Source organism: Gluconobacter cerinus (genome assembly GCF_025961355.1).
GTDB lineage: Bacteria > Pseudomonadota > Alphaproteobacteria > Acetobacterales > Acetobacteraceae > Gluconobacter > Gluconobacter cerinus.
Genome location: NZ_JAOQNM010000004.1, coordinates 24,285 through 39,928, shown reverse-complemented (window position 1 = coordinate 39,928; position 15,644 = coordinate 24,285). Strand labels below are relative to the sequence as shown.

Here is a 15,644-nt window from a genome sequence, read left to right as displayed (position 1 = left end):
CAGCAATGAAGGGGCATCGCTTCGAATACGGTCAGACTGGAATCGGTCACTCACTCTGCCCTCCCAAAAACCGTATGCTCTCCGACGCCAATTATAGCAGCGCGTTCAACCTCCCACTTTGTATCGTGAAGCTGTCGCTCCGCTCTGCGCCATGCCCAACATTGCGAAGCGCGCAGAGTCATAATCGGCAAGCAGGGGCGCCAGATCTTCCACTGATGGCAGCGTGATCGTTTCGCCGATGTCGAGACCGGCAAGAGCGGCGTCCACGCAATCGGCGACCGACATCACCGTGTCGGGATCAAGGGAGGCGAGTGGCAGGCCGGCATTGTCCCAGCCCTCCGTTGCGACAGGCGCGGGCAGCACAGTTTGCACCCGGATGTCCGTATTGGCCAGTTCGCCCGACAACCCACGCGTGAAGCTGAGGATGAAAGCTTTGGTGCCGCTGTAGAGAGCAGTCACGGGCAATTCACCGAGCGCGGCGACGGATGCGATGTTGACGATCGTGCCGCTGTTACGGGCGGTAAACCCGGGGAGCACAGCCAGCGTCAGGCGGACAAGGGCCGTGACGTTGACGTCGATCATCGCCTGAGCCGCCCCGTCGCCGATTTTGATGACAGGCGCAAAGGTGGCCGTGCCGGCATTGTTCACAAGCATGGTGATCCGGGGATCGCCGCCGATCTTGTCCACCACGCGCGTTAGGTCAAACGGGTCGGCGAGGTCAGCCGCCAAAGTCTCGACGGTGACGCCATGCGCGTCCCGGATCGCCTGGGCCACGCTTTCGAGTTGTTCCGCGCGACGGGCAACGAGAAGGAGGTCGTGGCCGCGACGTGCGAGACGGTCGGCATAGGTCGCCCCAATGCCGGCGGATGCACCGGTCACGACGGACGTGCCAAGTCCGCTATTGAATGAGCTTGTCATGATCGTCTGTTCCGATATCTGGCGTTTGGAAGAGTGGGTTCAGGCAGCGGCGCGCATCGCGGCCAAGCCCTGCGCCCAGTTCGTGACGGGGGCGTAGCCTAGCTCCTCACGCGCGCGGCGATCCGATATGGTGAAGTCATAGCCTACCATCCGCAGCATCTGTCGGGTCAACGGCGGCTCGCCCGAACGCCCGAACGTGCGCCAAACGAATTCCATCGCCCGCGCCATGAACCATGCAATTCCCAATGGCGCATTGCGGGCCTTGATCTCTACGTCCTTGGTCCCGACCAGCGCGGTCATCACCGCGTGCATCGACTGACTCTGTCCGTCGGTTACGAAATAAGCTCGGCCGCCCGGTGATCTCTCAGCGGCTAGGATGGCGCAGGCGCAGACATTGTCGACGTGTGCGGTCGACATGATCTGGTTGCCGCCTGCGGGCCATGCAAAACTGCCTGCCATCACATGCTCGACCATGTTGTCGAGCATGGGCATGCCCGCTCCCCAGATGAGAGGCGGCAGGATTACGGCGGTGCGCAAACCCCCGGGCCTGTTTGCGTCGAGAACCAGCTTCTGCGCGCGTGCTTTGGACGCGAGATACGGAGCCCAGGAGGGATAGGCGAGCGGCGTGTCCTCGGTGATGTCCGTCATCGGCTTGCCATTGCCCATCACGACGCCGGCGGCACTGATGTAGACGAAGCTGGAGACCCGCTCCGCCTGAGCCGCTGCCAGCATGTTGCGGGTGCCCTCGACATTCGCGCTCTCGAAGTCCTCCGCCGGTGCCCACATGGTGAACAGCGCGGCCGCGTGAAACACGGTATCTGCGCCTGCCATCCCCTTTCGGAGCGCAGCCGGATTGCCCAGCTCGCCCGCAAAAGGCTCCGCGCCGATCGCGCTCAGCTTTGCGGCATCACTAGGGTTGCGGTGCAGGGCGCGGACAGTCCAGCCCTGCTGAACAAGCCGTTCCACCAAATTACGACCGAGCAGCCCTGTGGCGCCGGTTACGAATGCAGTTGCCATATGCGGCCTCCTTATGAATGGAGCCTCATGTGGCATCAAATGTTTCAACTTACAATATCTATGCGATGTAACTTGTAGATCGTTATGGTGCAGTCTATGGAAGCGGCATGCGAGAAACACCTCTTCAGCCGCTGACGGCAGCCAACATCCTCGAGAGTGCGAAGGCGCAAATCCGTCGGTTCGGCGAGGCCAAGACGAATGTTACTGACGTGGCGCGTGACTTGGGTGTGAGCCATGCCGCACTTTACCGCTTCTATCGCTCCAAGAGCGCCATGATGGATGCGATCGTCCAGGAGGCGATGGACGACGAAGCTCAGTTGGCAGCGCAGTATATCGAAACCGATGGCCCGGCCGCCGAGCGACTGACGGCGATGATTCTCGACCTGCACCGACGCAAGCGTGATCGTTTTGTCGGCGACCGCGAAATACACGATCTGTATCGACGCATCGTCGTAGATCGACCCGACATGATCAACACTTATGCCGCACGGATCACCAATCTCGTCGCGAAGTTGATCGAAAAGGCGGTACGGCGGGGCGAGTGGGATATCGACGACATCGATGTCGCAGCGGGCGTCGTTCGCGACGCGGTGACGGTCTATGTGCATCCTGCCTTTGTGGCGCAACTCGTCACGGCAAACGCCCCGGTCGAAGCCATGTTGCACGCGACCGTCACCACACTTGCCCGCGCATTCGAGAGCGGCGTGCACTATGGAAGCATGAAAGGGGTCTGAGATGCCGCGCCAAAACCCTTGGTATCGGGGCCCTGTCAGCGACCATTTCGATGGAGCGCGCTTCTTCAATCCCGGTGAACCCGACACGGACCGGGGGCTGAGCGACATCGTGCGCTGGCGGCGTTCTGCCCCCAACAATCCATGGCCGAAGCATGTCGAGATCGCCCCGGTCGTGCCCGAACCGCACGTTGAAGGCTTGACCGTCACAATGGTCGGCCACGCGACCGTCCTTATCCAGATTGCGGGCATCAACCTATTGACCGACCCCTTATGGTCGCACCGGGCAAGCCCCGTTCGGTTTGCAGGCCCCAAGCGGGTCATGCAGCCGGGCATCCGACTAGACGACCTACCACCAATCAATGCCATTTTGTTGTCCCACAACCATTATGACCATCTCGACATCGCCGCGTTGCGTGACATCCATGCCCGTCAATCGCCACTGATCGTGACGCCGCTCGGGAATGACGCAATTATCCGGCGACATATTTCCACGGCACGGGTCGAAACAGGCGATTGGGGCGATATGGTCGCCATTGGTCAGCAGGCAGAGATCCACATCGTCCCGGCCCTTCACTGGTCCTCTCGGGGACCGGCCGACCGCCGCATGGCGCTCTGGGGTGGCTTCATGATTCGGGCGGGCGGAAAGCTGATCTATTTCGCCGGCGACACGGGATATGGCACCGGCACAATTTTCCGCGCGCTGCGACAAAAGTTCGGGCCGCCCGACCTCGCCATTCTGCCAATCGGCGCTTATGATCCCCGCTGGTTCATGGCTGCCCAGCATGTCGACCCAGAGGAGGCGATCCAGATCATGCGCGATCTGGACGCGCGCATGGCAATCGGCATGCATTGGGGCGTGTTCAAGTTGACCGACGAGGCGCGTGACGATCCTGCCGAACGATTGGCGGTTGGGCTCGCGGCGGATGGAATTGCACCCGAACGCTTCCGGGCCATGTTGCCCGGGGATGTCGTGCGCGTTCCGGGTTGAGCGTTCATCGCCCGGCCGTCGCGACCGCCATCATGGCAAACTCGATCCTGCGCGCCAGCGGCGCGATGTCCGTCTCGCCGCGATGCCCGGCCGCATCGGTCAATGATCTGGCGACGGCCATGAGATCGTCCAGCAATGCTGTGTCGGCATCGATCCCGTGGCCCAGCATCACGGCAGATAACAGCGCCATGATGCGCGCGCGCGCCGGGGCGAGGTCGTCCGGTGCCGCAACCTGCTCCTCCTGCTCGTCAAGGCGCCGCGCGAGAGCTGGCCGTCGCATCTGATAGGTGGCAGCGGCGAACGCGAAGTCAGCCAGCGCACCGGGCGCCATGGGTGCTGCGAAAACGGGGCCGAGATCATCCTCCAGCGATCGCAGTTCACGGCGGATCAGCGCGCGGGTGATCGCGTCCTTGTTCGGGAAATATTGGTACAGCGAGCCAATGCTGACCCCGGCCGTTCTGGCGATGGCGTTGGTGGTGTAGCCGGGCGCGCCCTTTCCCTCCAGAATGCGAGCAGCCGCCTCCACCACGGCATCCACCGTCGCCTCCGACCGGCGCTGACGCGCGGCTTTTCGGGGATTCGTGCTGGTGATGTCGTGCGATGTCGTCATGATGGAAGGCGAGTAGCGGTAATGAGGCCGAGATCATAGCTTATGTCCATCATCAAGTGAGACGAAAGCGTGACCGACAATTCAGAAAATGCGCTGCTGGAGATCGCGGTTGGCGCTGTGAAAGCAGCCGGGGATATCCTGCTCGACCGCTTCCGGATTCAGCCCCCGCCGACCGATCTGGCGACATTGCTGCAAGGCATCGCCGATAATGACAAGGCCGTGACCGCTGACCTGCGACAGATTCTGCTAGCAGCCCGGCCCGGCTCGCACTGGCTGGAGGACGAAGACGGCGAGGGTCCGCTGCCCGCCGGTGAATGGTGGGCGGTGGATCCGGTCGAAGGCAACGTCAATCATCTGCACGGCCGCGACGGCTGGGGCGTGACCGCGACGCTGGTACGAGATGGAGAGCCGTGGCTGACCGTCATCCATGAGCCGCTCAAGGGCGAAACCTATACCGCGATAGCCGGTTGCGGCGCTTTTGTGAACGGCAAGCCGTTGCACGTCTCCGGCAAGCGGGGGCTGGACGCGGCCATCGTTGCTACCGGTCAGGCGCGACCAGGCGAGACGGCGGCGATCAAAAAGCGCATGGCCCAATCTACAGCAGTGATGCTCGACGCAGCGTTGCTGGTCAGGGCCTCAGTTCCGACAGGGCTAGAACTGGTCGATGTGGCAGCGGGACAGCTCGATCTCTTCTGGCAATATGGCCATGTAGCCGCAGGTCTGATTGGCGGCGCGCTTCTGATCCGCGAGGCGGGCGGGGTCGCGATCAACCTTGCGGGCGAACGCTGGACCTCGGCGGCATCCGGCTTCGTCGCCGGTCCAGCAGAACTTGCCAATCTATCGATATCCATCCTCCCCCTCTAAAAGTTGAGTATCCTATGTCTGATATTGCCATTCTGGGTTCGGGCCGGGTTGCCGGGGCGCTTGCCACGGCGTTGGTTCGCGGCGGCCATCGCGTCACCATCGGCTCGCGCGACCTCGCAGCGACGAAGGCTCGCTGGCAAGGCCCCGCCGTCACTCTGGCCGATACGGCGCAAGCGATCGCCGCTGCCAACATGATCTTCAATGCCACGCCGGGCGACAGCAGCGTCGAGCGGCTCGCGGCACTAGCCGGTCCGCTGTCAGGCAAGATTCTGATCGATGTCGCCAACGCGACCTCCCGAGACGCTAATGGGCGACCGGCGGGCCTGCTCTACCCTTCCGACAGTCTCGCCGAGCGGCTGCAAGCCGCGCTTCCGGCCACGCGCGTCGTCAAGACGCTCAACACCATGCTATTTTCTGTGATGGCCGACCCTGCCGTCGTCAAGGGCGGCACCGCCTTCATCTCTGGCGAAGACGATGATTCCCGGAAACTGGTGGCCACCTTGCTTCTCGACATGGGCTGGTCTCCGAAAAGCATCGTCGATCTGGGAAGCATCGCCAGTGCACGCGGTCCTGAAGCCATGATGCTGATCGTGGGTGATATCGTCCGGGCCCGTGGCTTCGCGCCCTTTGCCATCTCCATCGCGACCTGAATAATGGGCATGACCTCGGATATCGCCATTCCTCCGCGTCCCAAGGGATAGTACCCTTAAAATTGTTGGCTTACCTGAAGAGACTACACCCCTACCTCATCTTCGTCAGAGGAAGGGGTGCTGTCACGTTAATTAGCTTGGGGTATTTTAAGGTCTTTGTCGAACTTATCAGGCAAGAAGATCGGTCGCGTTATTCCATTGGGCGAAAGCCCTGAGACGGTGCAGATGTCGGGATAAGGCATTATCGATGGAGGCTGGTGGGACAAACAGGTTGCGCACGGCGGAGAAGACAGAGATGAAGCGCGGACAAACTCCGGGTGATCGAAACTTTTGCAGGACACGCTCGCGTTTTCGCAGCGGCAGATGTGAGTTCTCCTCCCTGTTGTTCAGGCCTTTATGAGAGCGGTGTTCCACACACGCCATGAGCTGGCGCTTCGCTGCTCCGTATGATTTCAGTTTGTCGGTGATGATGCGTTTTGGCCTGGCGCCCTGCTTGTTGAGAAGCCGCGTTAGCAACCGTCTTGTCGCTTTCGTGTTGCGCCGCGTCTGCAGGATTTCATCGAGAATGTAGCCATCCTGATCAACCGCACGCCACAGCCAGTGAGGCTGACCACGAATCACGATCCTGACTTCGTCGAGATGCCACACGTCACCCGCTGACGCACGCTTGCGGCGCAGTCTGCGTGCAAATGCGGTCCCGAATTTCTGACTCCAGCGGCGGATTGTCTCATACGATATAAAGATCCCGCGCTCGAGCAGCATTTCCTCAATCAACCTGAAGCTCAATGGAAACCGGTAATACAGCCACACCGCATGCGCTATCAGTTCGCGCGGAAATCGATGGCGTTTGTAGCTGGCAGGGGCAACTCTCATGCAGAGCAGTCTACAACCCAGGAGTTAATGTGACAGCACCGCTTCAAAATACCCCACGTCAGTTCACGTGATAGCACCAAGAAACGTCCTGGAAATTGCACTACGATCCACTGAACCAGTTATAGCCCTGATCTTCCCAATATCCTCCAGGATATGTGTTTGTGACATATAAAGCCTGTATATATTTTGGGTTTTTAAATCCAAGTTTTGTTGGTACGCGCAAGCGCATGGGGGCACCATAAGCACCGGGTAGGGGCTCCCCCCCAAAGTCGAGTGTCATGATCGTTTGGGGATGCAGTGCTGTCGCCATATCGATGCTGGAATAGTATTTGTCCGCGCATTTCAAGCCCACGTATTTCGCAGTGGTGTCAGCGCCAATCCGTTCCAGAAAAGCTCTAAAGGGCACACCGCTCCATTGTCCAATAGCACTCCATCCTTCGACACAGATTAGACGTGTGATCTGACTTTCCTGCGGCAAGCCGCGTAAGCGTTGTACTGTCCACGGGGTTTTATCAGAGACTAAGCCGGAAACTTCCAGCTTCCATGCATCGGGGTCGATATCTGGTGCGTCATCGATTCCGTAAAAAGCGTTGAAAGGAAAGGGCTTTGTAATTTGGCTTGCAGCATATGTTGGTGCAAGACGATGCGGATTGAAAAGTAGTGCCTGCACGCGGTCGTTAAATCCCGACATGGCGCGAAGCAGGCGGTCTAACCCATCGTTCTCGGCCAGGGATCCGTAGTCACAGCCCGTCAACATGACCAATGCCCCAAGGGAAAGTCCCTGCCGCAAGAATAACCGACGTTGCAAACGTTCAATCTGAGGTTTGCTTGCGTTCAGAATTTCTTTCCCGGCCCGTGAGGGGCGTTTGATTTCATCAGTCATAGTGTGCCTTGAGTCCATCGGAGATAACACGGGTACGGCCAGTGAACATTGATGGCAGGGTTTTGGGAACGATCGCGACCAGAGTGAGGTGAACGATCAGAAACCCAACAATGCCGCTCATGGATAGAAAATGAATCCAACGGACTGCGGGATAACCACCCATCACTGTGTCCAGAACTTGCAATTGAACTGGTTTCCAAAGAGCGAGCCCTGATAAAACGGCCGCAATCCCTAAAAAGAGAACGACAATATACAGAAGCTTCTGGATCGCATTATACGCCCCGAGCGTGTGGCGAAGTCGAAAAGCCATCGCCTGACGCAGGTCGGACAGCACGAAGCGGGGCGACAGCGGCAGGAAATGATCCCGAAAATGCTTTCGGAAAATCCCATATCCGAAATAGATAAGTGCATTGGCGCACAGCAGCCACATTGCGGCCAGGTGCCAGGCAATGGCACCACCCAGCCATCCGCCCAGGGTCGCCCAAGGCGGGAAACGAAAAGGCAGGAGCGGAGAGGCATTATAGATGCCCCATCCACTTCCAACCATTATCAAAATCGCCACAGCATTGATCCAATGAGTGATTCTGACCACCAGTGGATGAACGAGAATTTTTCGGTCTGCCGAGCGGACAGACTGGGATGGACCCGACATTATGTGCTCCCCTACGATCGAGATCACATCGGTGGTTTTACGCCGTCTTCGCCAATGATAATGCGCTTTGCTTCGACGTTGGTGCCAGACACAGGCCCGAATACGACGACTTTCGCGCCTGCCTTGAGCAAACTCTTTTCGCCTGGTTCAAGCATCACAACAGGAATTGTTTCTGGAAGTGCCACGGTCTGGACTCCTCCCTTGTATGTGACTTTGATGGTGCGCCCCTGGGCGTCGCTCATACCAGTGACTGTTCCGTTGGTCATTGAACTGCCACCTACGGCCGCTGCTACCGTACCGTTCGTCATTGAGCTGACCGCACCATTGGTCATGGAACCGGATTTACCCAGATCCCATGGGTAACTGCCTTCACCCGCGCCACGCATGGATTCAGGGAAAATTGTGACCTCCAGCGCGCGCAGGGAACCATCGGCTCCCGGAACAGCCGCCGTGCCGATAAATGTGTTAGACTTGATGTCGTCGAGACTGGCTTTTTTGGCGCCAACAAAGCCTGTGTCGGGCGCGAGGGCCACGGTCACGCGACCCATCGGTGTGCGAACCACCGCAGAAGCATCACCTACGGAGACCACCGTTCCGCGTGTGCGCTGCGGCACTTGTGCGATGGCTACCGAGGATATGACCATAGCGCCTACAGCCGCTATGGAAGCGAGAGCATGGATACGCATATTTGTAATTTCCCAATCTGAACGGAACACCGTGATGGCGGCCCCGTGTTCATTCATTCGCGGCTGACGCGGATCGGGTTACACAACAGACAAGAAAAATTCAGTTAGTCGCAATCACCAGCGCGACATTCGAGGCAGGATCAGCCGCGCAGTCGCTGTCACAATTGCACACCCGACGAGATACCAGACAGCAATATACAAAGGATCATCGGCACGACAGGCGAGTGTGTAGACAAATGCCCCCCACGTTGCGCCTGCCAGCCCAACGGCAAGGCCACTTTGTTGTCTGTTGGTGGGGGCTGCACGCTTCATCAGTATGCCGAGCATGACAACCACAGGAATTGACAAGACGATCATACTTCCCGCGCAGATCAGGCCGTTCGGCCATGCCAGGCGCGCAATCAATGAAGCATCGTCCCGTCCTGATCCTATGCTGAGCCCAAGAAAAAGTGCGGCCCCAACAAGCAACGATGCCCAACGCAACGCACGACGCGCGGAACCTGTGGGAGAAAACGATTCAAGCGCACCCCATAGGCTGGGGATCGCAATTGCTAATAAGCTGCCCATTTTCCACCACATAAAGGGCTCATGGATAACGCGGCGCATGTCAGGTCGCATCAGGAAAGCGAGCACGAGCAGGAATTCCACTGTCACCAGAATGCCAAACAGCGCGGCTTCACGACCGATACTGCGATGCCGGACAGGTTGGAGGTCCGCGGCAAGGCTCTCGATCAGGCTGTTATGTGTCATCGCTACGATCCCTAACGCGCGCCATGAGGCGCGCTAGGCCTCTGTGGATGTTGATCTTTACCAACGAGGCAGATTGTCCAGTGCGGTTGGCCGTTTCTTCGACCGAATAACCTTCAAGTTTGACCATCCCTATGGCTGCGGCTTGGGCCGGTTTTACGTCACGCATCAGATCTTCGAGTGTCAGAGCACTCAGATGAGCCTCTTCCTGATCTGGGGCCGCCACGTAGTCCGACAAAGGCTCCGTTAGATCACGACCCATGGCCCTAAGACGATCGATCCATTTGTAGCGCGCAATTGCGGCAAGCCATGGACCAAAGGCCTTTTGTGGGTCGTAGGTGTGGCGCTTTTCGTGGATAGCCAACAAGGTGTCCTGCGTCGCATCATTCACGAGATCAGCGGGCAGACGCCGTCTGAAGTAGGCCTGCAGCCACAGGTCCACTTCGCTGAGCAAACGGGTGTAAGCAGCGCTATTTCCTGTCTGAGCAGCCCCCATCAGGCGTCCCCAATTATCCTGCCTCACATCCAAGAATTCGCCCTACACCCAATTGCTCATGGTGGGATATTCGCTCGCCCAAGCGGTTTGGTTACACGCCTCATCAATTTCCAGCAATTGTGCGACGCATTTGACTCCGATTTTATGAGCTCACAGTTTTACTATTTGGCTTCTTATCCCGATCAAGATGGAGGGTTCGAAAAACCCTCTGGTATTGAGGTTTGCTCTGTGATTCCATTTTCCTTGCGTTGATTGGAGTATGGATCATGAAGCAGCCGGGTTTCTTTGATGTTGAAGAGCGGCTTGCTCGATTGAGCGGACTTGGTGATCAGCTCGAAGCGTTTTCCCGGACTGTGGATTTTGAAGTCTTCCGCCCTGACCTGGAGAAGGCTCTGACGTATTCTGACGGAAGCAAAGGCGGACGACCGCCATTTGATCCGGTGCTGATGTTCAAAATTCTGGTGATCCAGACGCTCAACAATTTGTCTGATGAGCGGACGGAATATCTGATCAACGATCGCCTCTCCTTTATGCGTTTCCTTGGTCTGGGACTTTCAGATCGGGTGCCTGATGCCAAAACGGTCTGGCTGTTCCGCGAGCGTCTGACCCAGGCGGGTGCGATCGATGGGCTGTTCAACCGCTTTGATGCGACCCTGCGCAACGCCGGGTATTTACCGATGTCCGGCCAGATCCTGGATGCCACACTGGTGGCTGCTCCAAAGCAGCGGAACACCAACGCAGAGAAAGCCGATCTTCGGGAAGGACGTATTCCTGAAGACTGGCAGGACAAACCCAGAAAGCTGTCGCACAAGGATCGTCATGCGCGCTGGACACTGAAGTTCACGAAAGCAAAACGGCAGGATGATGGAACCATGCCACCCAGCGATCTCGCCATTCCATTTTTTGGCTACAAATCCCATGTCTCCATCGACCGGAAATACCGGTTCATCCGGAAATGGAAGACGACGGATGCAGCAGCCAGCGATGGCGCGCGCTTGAGAGAGGGGCTGCTGGATAAAAGCAACACAGCCTCAACGGTTTGGGCCGACACAGCCTATCGCTCGAAAGCCAACGAGGACTTCATGGAGGAGCATGGCTTTGTCTCGAAGGTTCACAGGAAAAAGCCGCACCTTAAACCCATGCCCCGCCATATCCAGAAATCGAATGCTGGAAAGTCGGTCATCCGATCGCGTGTCGAGCATGTCTTTGCCGATCAGAAATCGCAGACAGGACTGTTCGTCCGAACTGTAGGCATAACGCGAGCCACCATGAGGGTCGGGCTGGCCAATATCGTCTACAACATGCGTCGCTTTCTCTTCCTCGAAAGATTGAACGCGAGCGCGTAGTCATTCAGCAGGGGACAACACTCGATCTGCTCAAAACGCAGATCGAGTGTTGTCCCAGATAGCGTCAATCAGCACGCCAAAAGCCCAAAATCAAAACCAAGGTACATCAACCAATAGTTCTTCGATCCCTCCAGGTTGAAAGAGGTCTCTACCCTCTACTGTACCTGCGCCGTCATTACTCAGAACCAGAGGCGCCTTGGCTTTATTGAAAAGACCGCGACGAATTTGCCCCGAAAGTTGATTGACCGTCGCAGCATGCATTTTGATCAAAGTATAACCTGGCCTAGGCAAAGGTTTAGGACGTTCCTCAATAGCCATTGAGGGGGCTGTTCCAAAAGACGTGCAAACCAGAGACTTCATGATGCTTCCCTCATGCTGAAAAACGTTCGATGGTGACAGGCGGATTGCTGTTGATCGTTTTCGTAATTTTGAACCGTCCTCTCTTGCAGACGTATTTTCTCAACGAGAGCCCCTTACAAAATCACTCTGCTTTTCTATGGGTCGCCAGATAGAAGGCGCTCAGAATGACAATCAAAGCGCTCATCCAGAAATTTGCTCTCAATCCGAAATGATCGACTATCGCGCCTCCAACACTTGAACCGACTGCAATGGCAACCTGCGAGCAGAATAAGGGAGAGCCATAAAATAATCCTGCGACGATCTGTGCGTCCGGAAAACCACATGACTCCAGGAGCGGAAAGTGCTGCCATCATTCCAGGAACTGTCATGGTACGCCCCGCCATTCCCGGACTTACAGAAAATGTTCTCGAAATATCAGGCAGGATACCGACAGGAAGAAATTCGGTGGTGACTGATGCAAATGAACCCAACGCCAGAGACAGAACAGCCAGTTTCTGGCGGACAGGAGAAAGCTCCTTAGGAATCAAATTCTGCATGATGAAAGCATTAATTTCAGAGCGGAAAGATGAATTGGGATACGATCAATCCACATGAGGTGGATTGCAGCCTTGACCTTGCTTGGAGATTTTCCAGTCTTAAAATCGAATTTTCCGCAAGACTATAGCGTTTTTCATCAAAAAGTTTGTGAGAAAATTTCAGCAATAAAGATCTATCAATTATACACCGCTCATGAAATGCTCTGTTGTATGAAGCGGTTCGGGAAATCTCGATCTTTTGCGAAAGACAAAAAATAAGCGCCTTTACATCTGGCCGAGATGGCGAGTTATCTGATCGGTACCGAGGCAGACCGCATGCACTTACCTGAGAGGAGGTCTTTCATGGCGGATCAGGATTCCAAAACGTTGAGGCTTATTTTCCCTCAGTGGCAGGGCGGTGATAATCCCCCCTATTATCTGGGATCAAAACTTTTGGCCTGGCTGGCTCCTCCTTCTGCTGGCCCTGTTGAGGAGGTTCCGGTTGACGCTCCAACGGACGTCCCTCTGCCAGTCGAAGATAAAATGCGTGGACGCAGTGTTCTGCTGAAACAAATCAGAGAAGCCCGGAAGATCATCGAACGTTATCAACCGGAGTCTTTGGCTGTTCTGGGTGGGGACTGCCTTGTCTCGCTCGTGCCTTTTTCGTGGCTCTCGGAGCGCTATGGCGACAGGCTGGGTGTGCTCTGGATTGATACCCATCCAGACGTTCAGACGCCAAAGCAGTATATGAACGCACATGCACACGTTCTGGGGGCTCTGTTAGGTCATGGCGATCCTGATCTGACCAAGGCAGTGACGAAGCCGCTTCCTGCAAAGAATGTGATGATTGCAGGTATCCATGATCCACTTCCGTTCGAAGCCCAGTTCATTGCGGATCATGGAGTGCGGACATGTTCACCCCAGCAGGTGCGTGATGGCGCACAGCCCGTCATGGAGTGGCTAAAAGACAGTCAGATTGAAGTCCTTGCCATCCATCTGGATCTTGATGTGCTGGATCCGCACAACTTCCGGTCTCTGCTTTTTGCAAAACCGGGTCGTGGCAAGCATGATTTCGGAGATGTTGCCGAGGGCAAACTCAACATTCCGGATGTTCTGAAATTAATTCAGGAAGTGACGACCGAAAAAGAAGTGGTCGGTATGACGATTGCCGAGCATATGCCCTGGGATGCGGTAAACCTGCAGGAAATGCTCAAACAGCTTCCTCTTATCGGCAGTTAAACCTTCGCGCCAGAAAGCCTGTATTCTTATACGCAGGCTTTCTCATTTTACTTTCATTTCCTCGACGAACAGCGACAGAGGCATCGAATGGCGATGGTGTCGGGGGTAGAAGAGATGAAACCCGAGATGCGTCGGACAGAATGGCTCCAGAACTGATATCAGTTTGCCATTCTGGATGTGTTCTTCGGCAACAATTTTGGGAATGTAAGCGAGGCCAATACCGTCCAGGCAAGCATCGCGTGCACCGAACACATTGTTGCATACAAATTGGCCGACAGGCTGAAACTTCAGGTCTTTACCCTTCTGTCTGAAACGCCACGGATAAATCTTTCCATGGGTTGGTAGACGAACCCCGATACAATTGTGCTCTTGCAGATTGGCCGGGTTTTTTGGGACGGCGTGGCTTTTGAAATAGATCGGGGACCCAACAACAGCAAATGGGATGTCAGGGGACACAGGCACTGAAATCATCCCCTGAGTCACCAGTTCCCCAAGGCGCACGCCTGCGTCGAAGCCTTCATCCACAATATCAATCAGGCGCAGATCCGTTGAGATCTCCAAGGAGATTTCGGGGTAGTTCTTTAGAAAATCTGCAATGCGGGATCGAAGGAAAAAGCCCAGAGATTCATCTGTCACGGTAATCCGGAGATTGCCTCTGGGACATTTGCGGAACTCGTCTAGGCTGCTCATCCGGTTCTCGATTTCGTCGAAAAGCGGCTGAATATTCTGCAGAAGATAATCTCCCGCAGGCGTGGGAACGACACGACGTGTTGTTCTCGTCAGAAGGGTGACGCCCAGTCGTTCCTCCAGAAGACGCATGGTGTGGCTAATTGCGGAGGGCGTGACGTCTCTGCGAGCCGCTGCCTTTGTAAAGCTCCGCTCCTGAGCAACTGCCAGAAAAGAAAGCAGTTCGCTAAAATTTTCCCGTGACACTTGCTGTGTAAAGTCCTGTTTTATCGCGTGTTATTAGCGATAATCTTAGTGCGAAATGCCTTTGGGGTCATAGTTTATCTGCCTTAACTGACTGGATTTCGCTCATCAACTGGGATCCTTTTGATTTCTTAGAGGTCCGCTTTTCTATATTTTTTGCACAAAAGGAGACATGCTGCTCCCCCTCCATCGCTGCCGATAAGCGACCATATACCGTGGCTAAAAAGCGGATATCTAGCTGAATATCCTGAAAGATGCGTGAGCGGACATGCCGCTAAACTTGTCCTCTAAGCACACCACAGACCTCTTGCGTCTGTCGGGGCGCATCTGTTTTCAGACATGCCCTACGTCTCGGATCACGGTCATGGGGCCTCCTAGCCTAAAATGAAGTGAAAACTGACGACAAACCCCGTCGCTTTGGTATAAGTGACCAAAACACAAAAAACGGGGTTTTCCGACATGCTGATCGGCTACATGCGTGTTTCTTCGCTCGATGAGCGTCAGTCTGTCGACCTCCAGCGCGACGCCCTTCTCGCGGCGGGGGTGGACGAACGGAATATCTTCCAGGACAAGGCCTCGGGAGCACGCGACGACAGACCGGGTCTGAAAGAATGTCTCTCTTATATAAAGAGTGGAGACGTTCTCGTGGTCTGGAAGCTGGATCGCCTGGGCCGATCACTTCCGCATCTCCTGTCAATCATCGCAGGTCTCAAGGAGAAATCTGTCTCCTTTCGGTCGTTGACGGAGCAAATGGACACCACGACGCCACATGGTGAGCTGATGTTCTCGCTTTTCGGCGCCCTAGCGCAATACGAGCGGGCTCTGATTCATGAACGGGTCATGGCAGGGCTTGCCGCTGCGAAACGTCGAGGCCGTAAGGGAGGAAGACCGCCTGCAATAAGTCAGGAAAAGCTGGAAATGGCGCTTGAAGCCCTGAAAAAGGGAGCAAGCAAAATGTCCGTCGCCCGCAGCTTCCAGATTCCTCGCACCACCCTGTTGAACACTCTGGAACGGATTGGATGGCAACCGCCTTCAGAGGAGGAGAAAACCGACGGCAATATTCAGGATCGCCCCGCAGAATACGATCAGAAGAAGCCGCTCGGTCGTCGCGGCCGACAGGCCAGGTGAGGCTGGGT

At 56.3% G+C, this 15,644-nt stretch carries 19 protein-coding genes; 8 read left to right on the top strand and 11 right to left on the bottom strand.

The genetic code is table 11. The features are described 5' to 3' along the window. Positions 1 to 105: 105 nt before the first annotated feature. Together M2305_RS15810 and M2305_RS15805 are read right to left on the bottom strand one after the other, a co-directional pair. Positions 106 to 918: an SDR family NAD(P)-dependent oxidoreductase gene (locus M2305_RS15810; RefSeq protein ID WP_063905439.1), complete on the bottom strand. Its 813-nt coding sequence runs from the start codon at positions 916 to 918 to the stop codon at positions 106 to 108. 39 nt (positions 919 to 957) lie between these two features. After that, entirely contained in the window at positions 958 to 1,935 is a 978-nt protein-coding gene (locus M2305_RS15805) for an NAD-dependent epimerase/dehydratase family protein (protein ID WP_064275321.1), read from the bottom strand. Between the two features lie 107 nt (positions 1,936 to 2,042). Here M2305_RS15805 and M2305_RS15800 point away from each other — a divergent pair, with 107 nt between their 5' ends. Then, positions 2,043 to 2,669 carry a TetR/AcrR family transcriptional regulator gene (locus M2305_RS15800; RefSeq protein ID WP_063905441.1) on the top strand — a complete coding sequence of 209 codons (627 nt, stop codon included), beginning with the start codon at positions 2,043 to 2,045 and terminating at the stop codon, positions 2,667 to 2,669. 1 nt (position 2,670) lies between these two features. Next, positions 2,671 to 3,657, top strand: a complete 987-nt coding sequence (locus M2305_RS15795) for an MBL fold metallo-hydrolase (protein ID WP_063905442.1) — start codon at positions 2,671 to 2,673, stop codon at positions 3,655 to 3,657. A gap of 4 nt (positions 3,658 to 3,661) precedes the next feature. Here the strand turns inward: M2305_RS15795 and M2305_RS15790 are convergent, their stop codons facing one another. Continuing rightward, on the bottom strand, positions 3,662 to 4,267 hold the full coding sequence (locus M2305_RS15790) for a TetR/AcrR family transcriptional regulator (RefSeq protein ID WP_063905443.1): 606 nt from the start codon (positions 4,265 to 4,267) through the stop codon (positions 3,662 to 3,664). Positions 4,268 to 4,336: 69 nt separating this feature from the next. Here M2305_RS15790 and M2305_RS15785 point away from each other — a divergent pair, with 69 nt between their 5' ends. Further along, positions 4,337 to 5,131, top strand: coding sequence for an inositol monophosphatase family protein (locus tag M2305_RS15785; protein ID WP_063905444.1), 795 nt, complete (start codon positions 4,337 to 4,339; stop codon positions 5,129 to 5,131). Between the two features lie 14 nt (positions 5,132 to 5,145). Further along, positions 5,146 to 5,781, top strand: a complete 636-nt coding sequence (locus M2305_RS15780; RefSeq protein ID WP_211499412.1) for an NADPH-dependent F420 reductase — start codon at positions 5,146 to 5,148, stop codon at positions 5,779 to 5,781. 168 nt (positions 5,782 to 5,949) lie between these two features. Here M2305_RS15780 and M2305_RS15775 read toward each other — a convergent pair whose 3' ends face one another. From M2305_RS15775 to M2305_RS15750, 6 genes are all read right to left on the bottom strand, one after another. Beyond that, complete coding sequence (locus M2305_RS15775; protein ID WP_211499413.1) at positions 5,950 to 6,654, bottom strand: IS6 family transposase; 705 nt, start codon at positions 6,652 to 6,654, stop codon at positions 5,950 to 5,952. Between the two features lie 100 nt (positions 6,655 to 6,754). Beyond that, entirely contained in the window at positions 6,755 to 7,537 is a 783-nt protein-coding gene (locus tag M2305_RS15770) for a molybdopterin-dependent oxidoreductase (RefSeq protein WP_211499414.1), read from the bottom strand. Then, positions 7,530 to 8,189 carry a cytochrome b/b6 domain-containing protein gene (locus M2305_RS15765; protein WP_211499415.1) on the bottom strand — a complete coding sequence of 220 codons (660 nt, stop codon included), beginning with the start codon at positions 8,187 to 8,189 and terminating at the stop codon, positions 7,530 to 7,532. Before M2305_RS15765 ends, M2305_RS15770 begins: the two co-directional genes overlap by 8 nt. 23 nt (positions 8,190 to 8,212) lie before the next feature. Next, entirely contained in the window at positions 8,213 to 8,875 is a 663-nt protein-coding gene (locus M2305_RS15760; RefSeq protein ID WP_211499416.1) for a hypothetical protein, read from the bottom strand. A 114-nt stretch (positions 8,876 to 8,989) separates the two neighbouring features. Next, positions 8,990 to 9,625 (bottom strand): NrsF family protein, encoded by a 636-nt coding sequence (locus M2305_RS15755; protein WP_211499417.1) that lies wholly within the window; start codon positions 9,623 to 9,625, stop codon positions 8,990 to 8,992. Next, the gene (locus M2305_RS15750) at positions 9,615 to 10,145 is read right to left on the bottom strand and encodes a sigma-70 family RNA polymerase sigma factor (protein ID WP_253490636.1); all 531 of its coding nucleotides are present in this window, start codon (positions 10,143 to 10,145) and stop codon (positions 9,615 to 9,617) included. Before M2305_RS15750 ends, M2305_RS15755 begins: the two co-directional genes overlap by 11 nt. A gap of 236 nt (positions 10,146 to 10,381) precedes the next feature. Here M2305_RS15750 and M2305_RS15745 point away from each other — a divergent pair, with 236 nt between their 5' ends. Further along, a complete protein-coding gene (locus tag M2305_RS15745) occupies positions 10,382 to 11,464 on the top strand; it encodes an IS5 family transposase (RefSeq protein WP_211579064.1) in 1,083 nt (360 codons plus the stop codon). Positions 11,465 to 11,554: 90 nt separating this feature from the next. On the opposite strand, the gene M2305_RS15740 is transcribed toward M2305_RS15745, so the two are convergent. Beyond that, positions 11,555 to 11,824 (bottom strand): alcohol dehydrogenase catalytic domain-containing protein, encoded by a 270-nt coding sequence (locus tag M2305_RS15740; RefSeq protein ID WP_264650011.1) that lies wholly within the window; start codon positions 11,822 to 11,824, stop codon positions 11,555 to 11,557. Positions 11,825 to 12,145: 321 nt separating this feature from the next. Between M2305_RS15740 and M2305_RS15735 the strand changes: the two genes are divergently transcribed. Then, positions 12,146 to 12,418, top strand: coding sequence for a hypothetical protein (locus M2305_RS15735; RefSeq protein ID WP_264650010.1), 273 nt, complete (start codon positions 12,146 to 12,148; stop codon positions 12,416 to 12,418). Between the two features lie 284 nt (positions 12,419 to 12,702). Then, entirely contained in the window at positions 12,703 to 13,578 is an 876-nt protein-coding gene (locus tag M2305_RS15730) for an arginase family protein (RefSeq protein ID WP_264650009.1), read from the top strand. 42 nt (positions 13,579 to 13,620) lie between these two features. Here the strand turns inward: M2305_RS15730 and M2305_RS15725 are convergent, their stop codons facing one another. After that, the gene (locus tag M2305_RS15725; protein ID WP_264650008.1) at positions 13,621 to 14,511 is read right to left on the bottom strand and encodes a LysR family transcriptional regulator; all 891 of its coding nucleotides are present in this window, start codon (positions 14,509 to 14,511) and stop codon (positions 13,621 to 13,623) included. A 471-nt stretch (positions 14,512 to 14,982) separates the two neighbouring features. On the opposite strand from M2305_RS15725, the gene M2305_RS15720 reads away from it, so the two are divergent. After that, positions 14,983 to 15,636, top strand: a complete 654-nt coding sequence (locus M2305_RS15720) for a recombinase family protein (protein ID WP_456306141.1) — start codon at positions 14,983 to 14,985, stop codon at positions 15,634 to 15,636. Positions 15,637 to 15,644 lie beyond the last annotated feature (8 nt).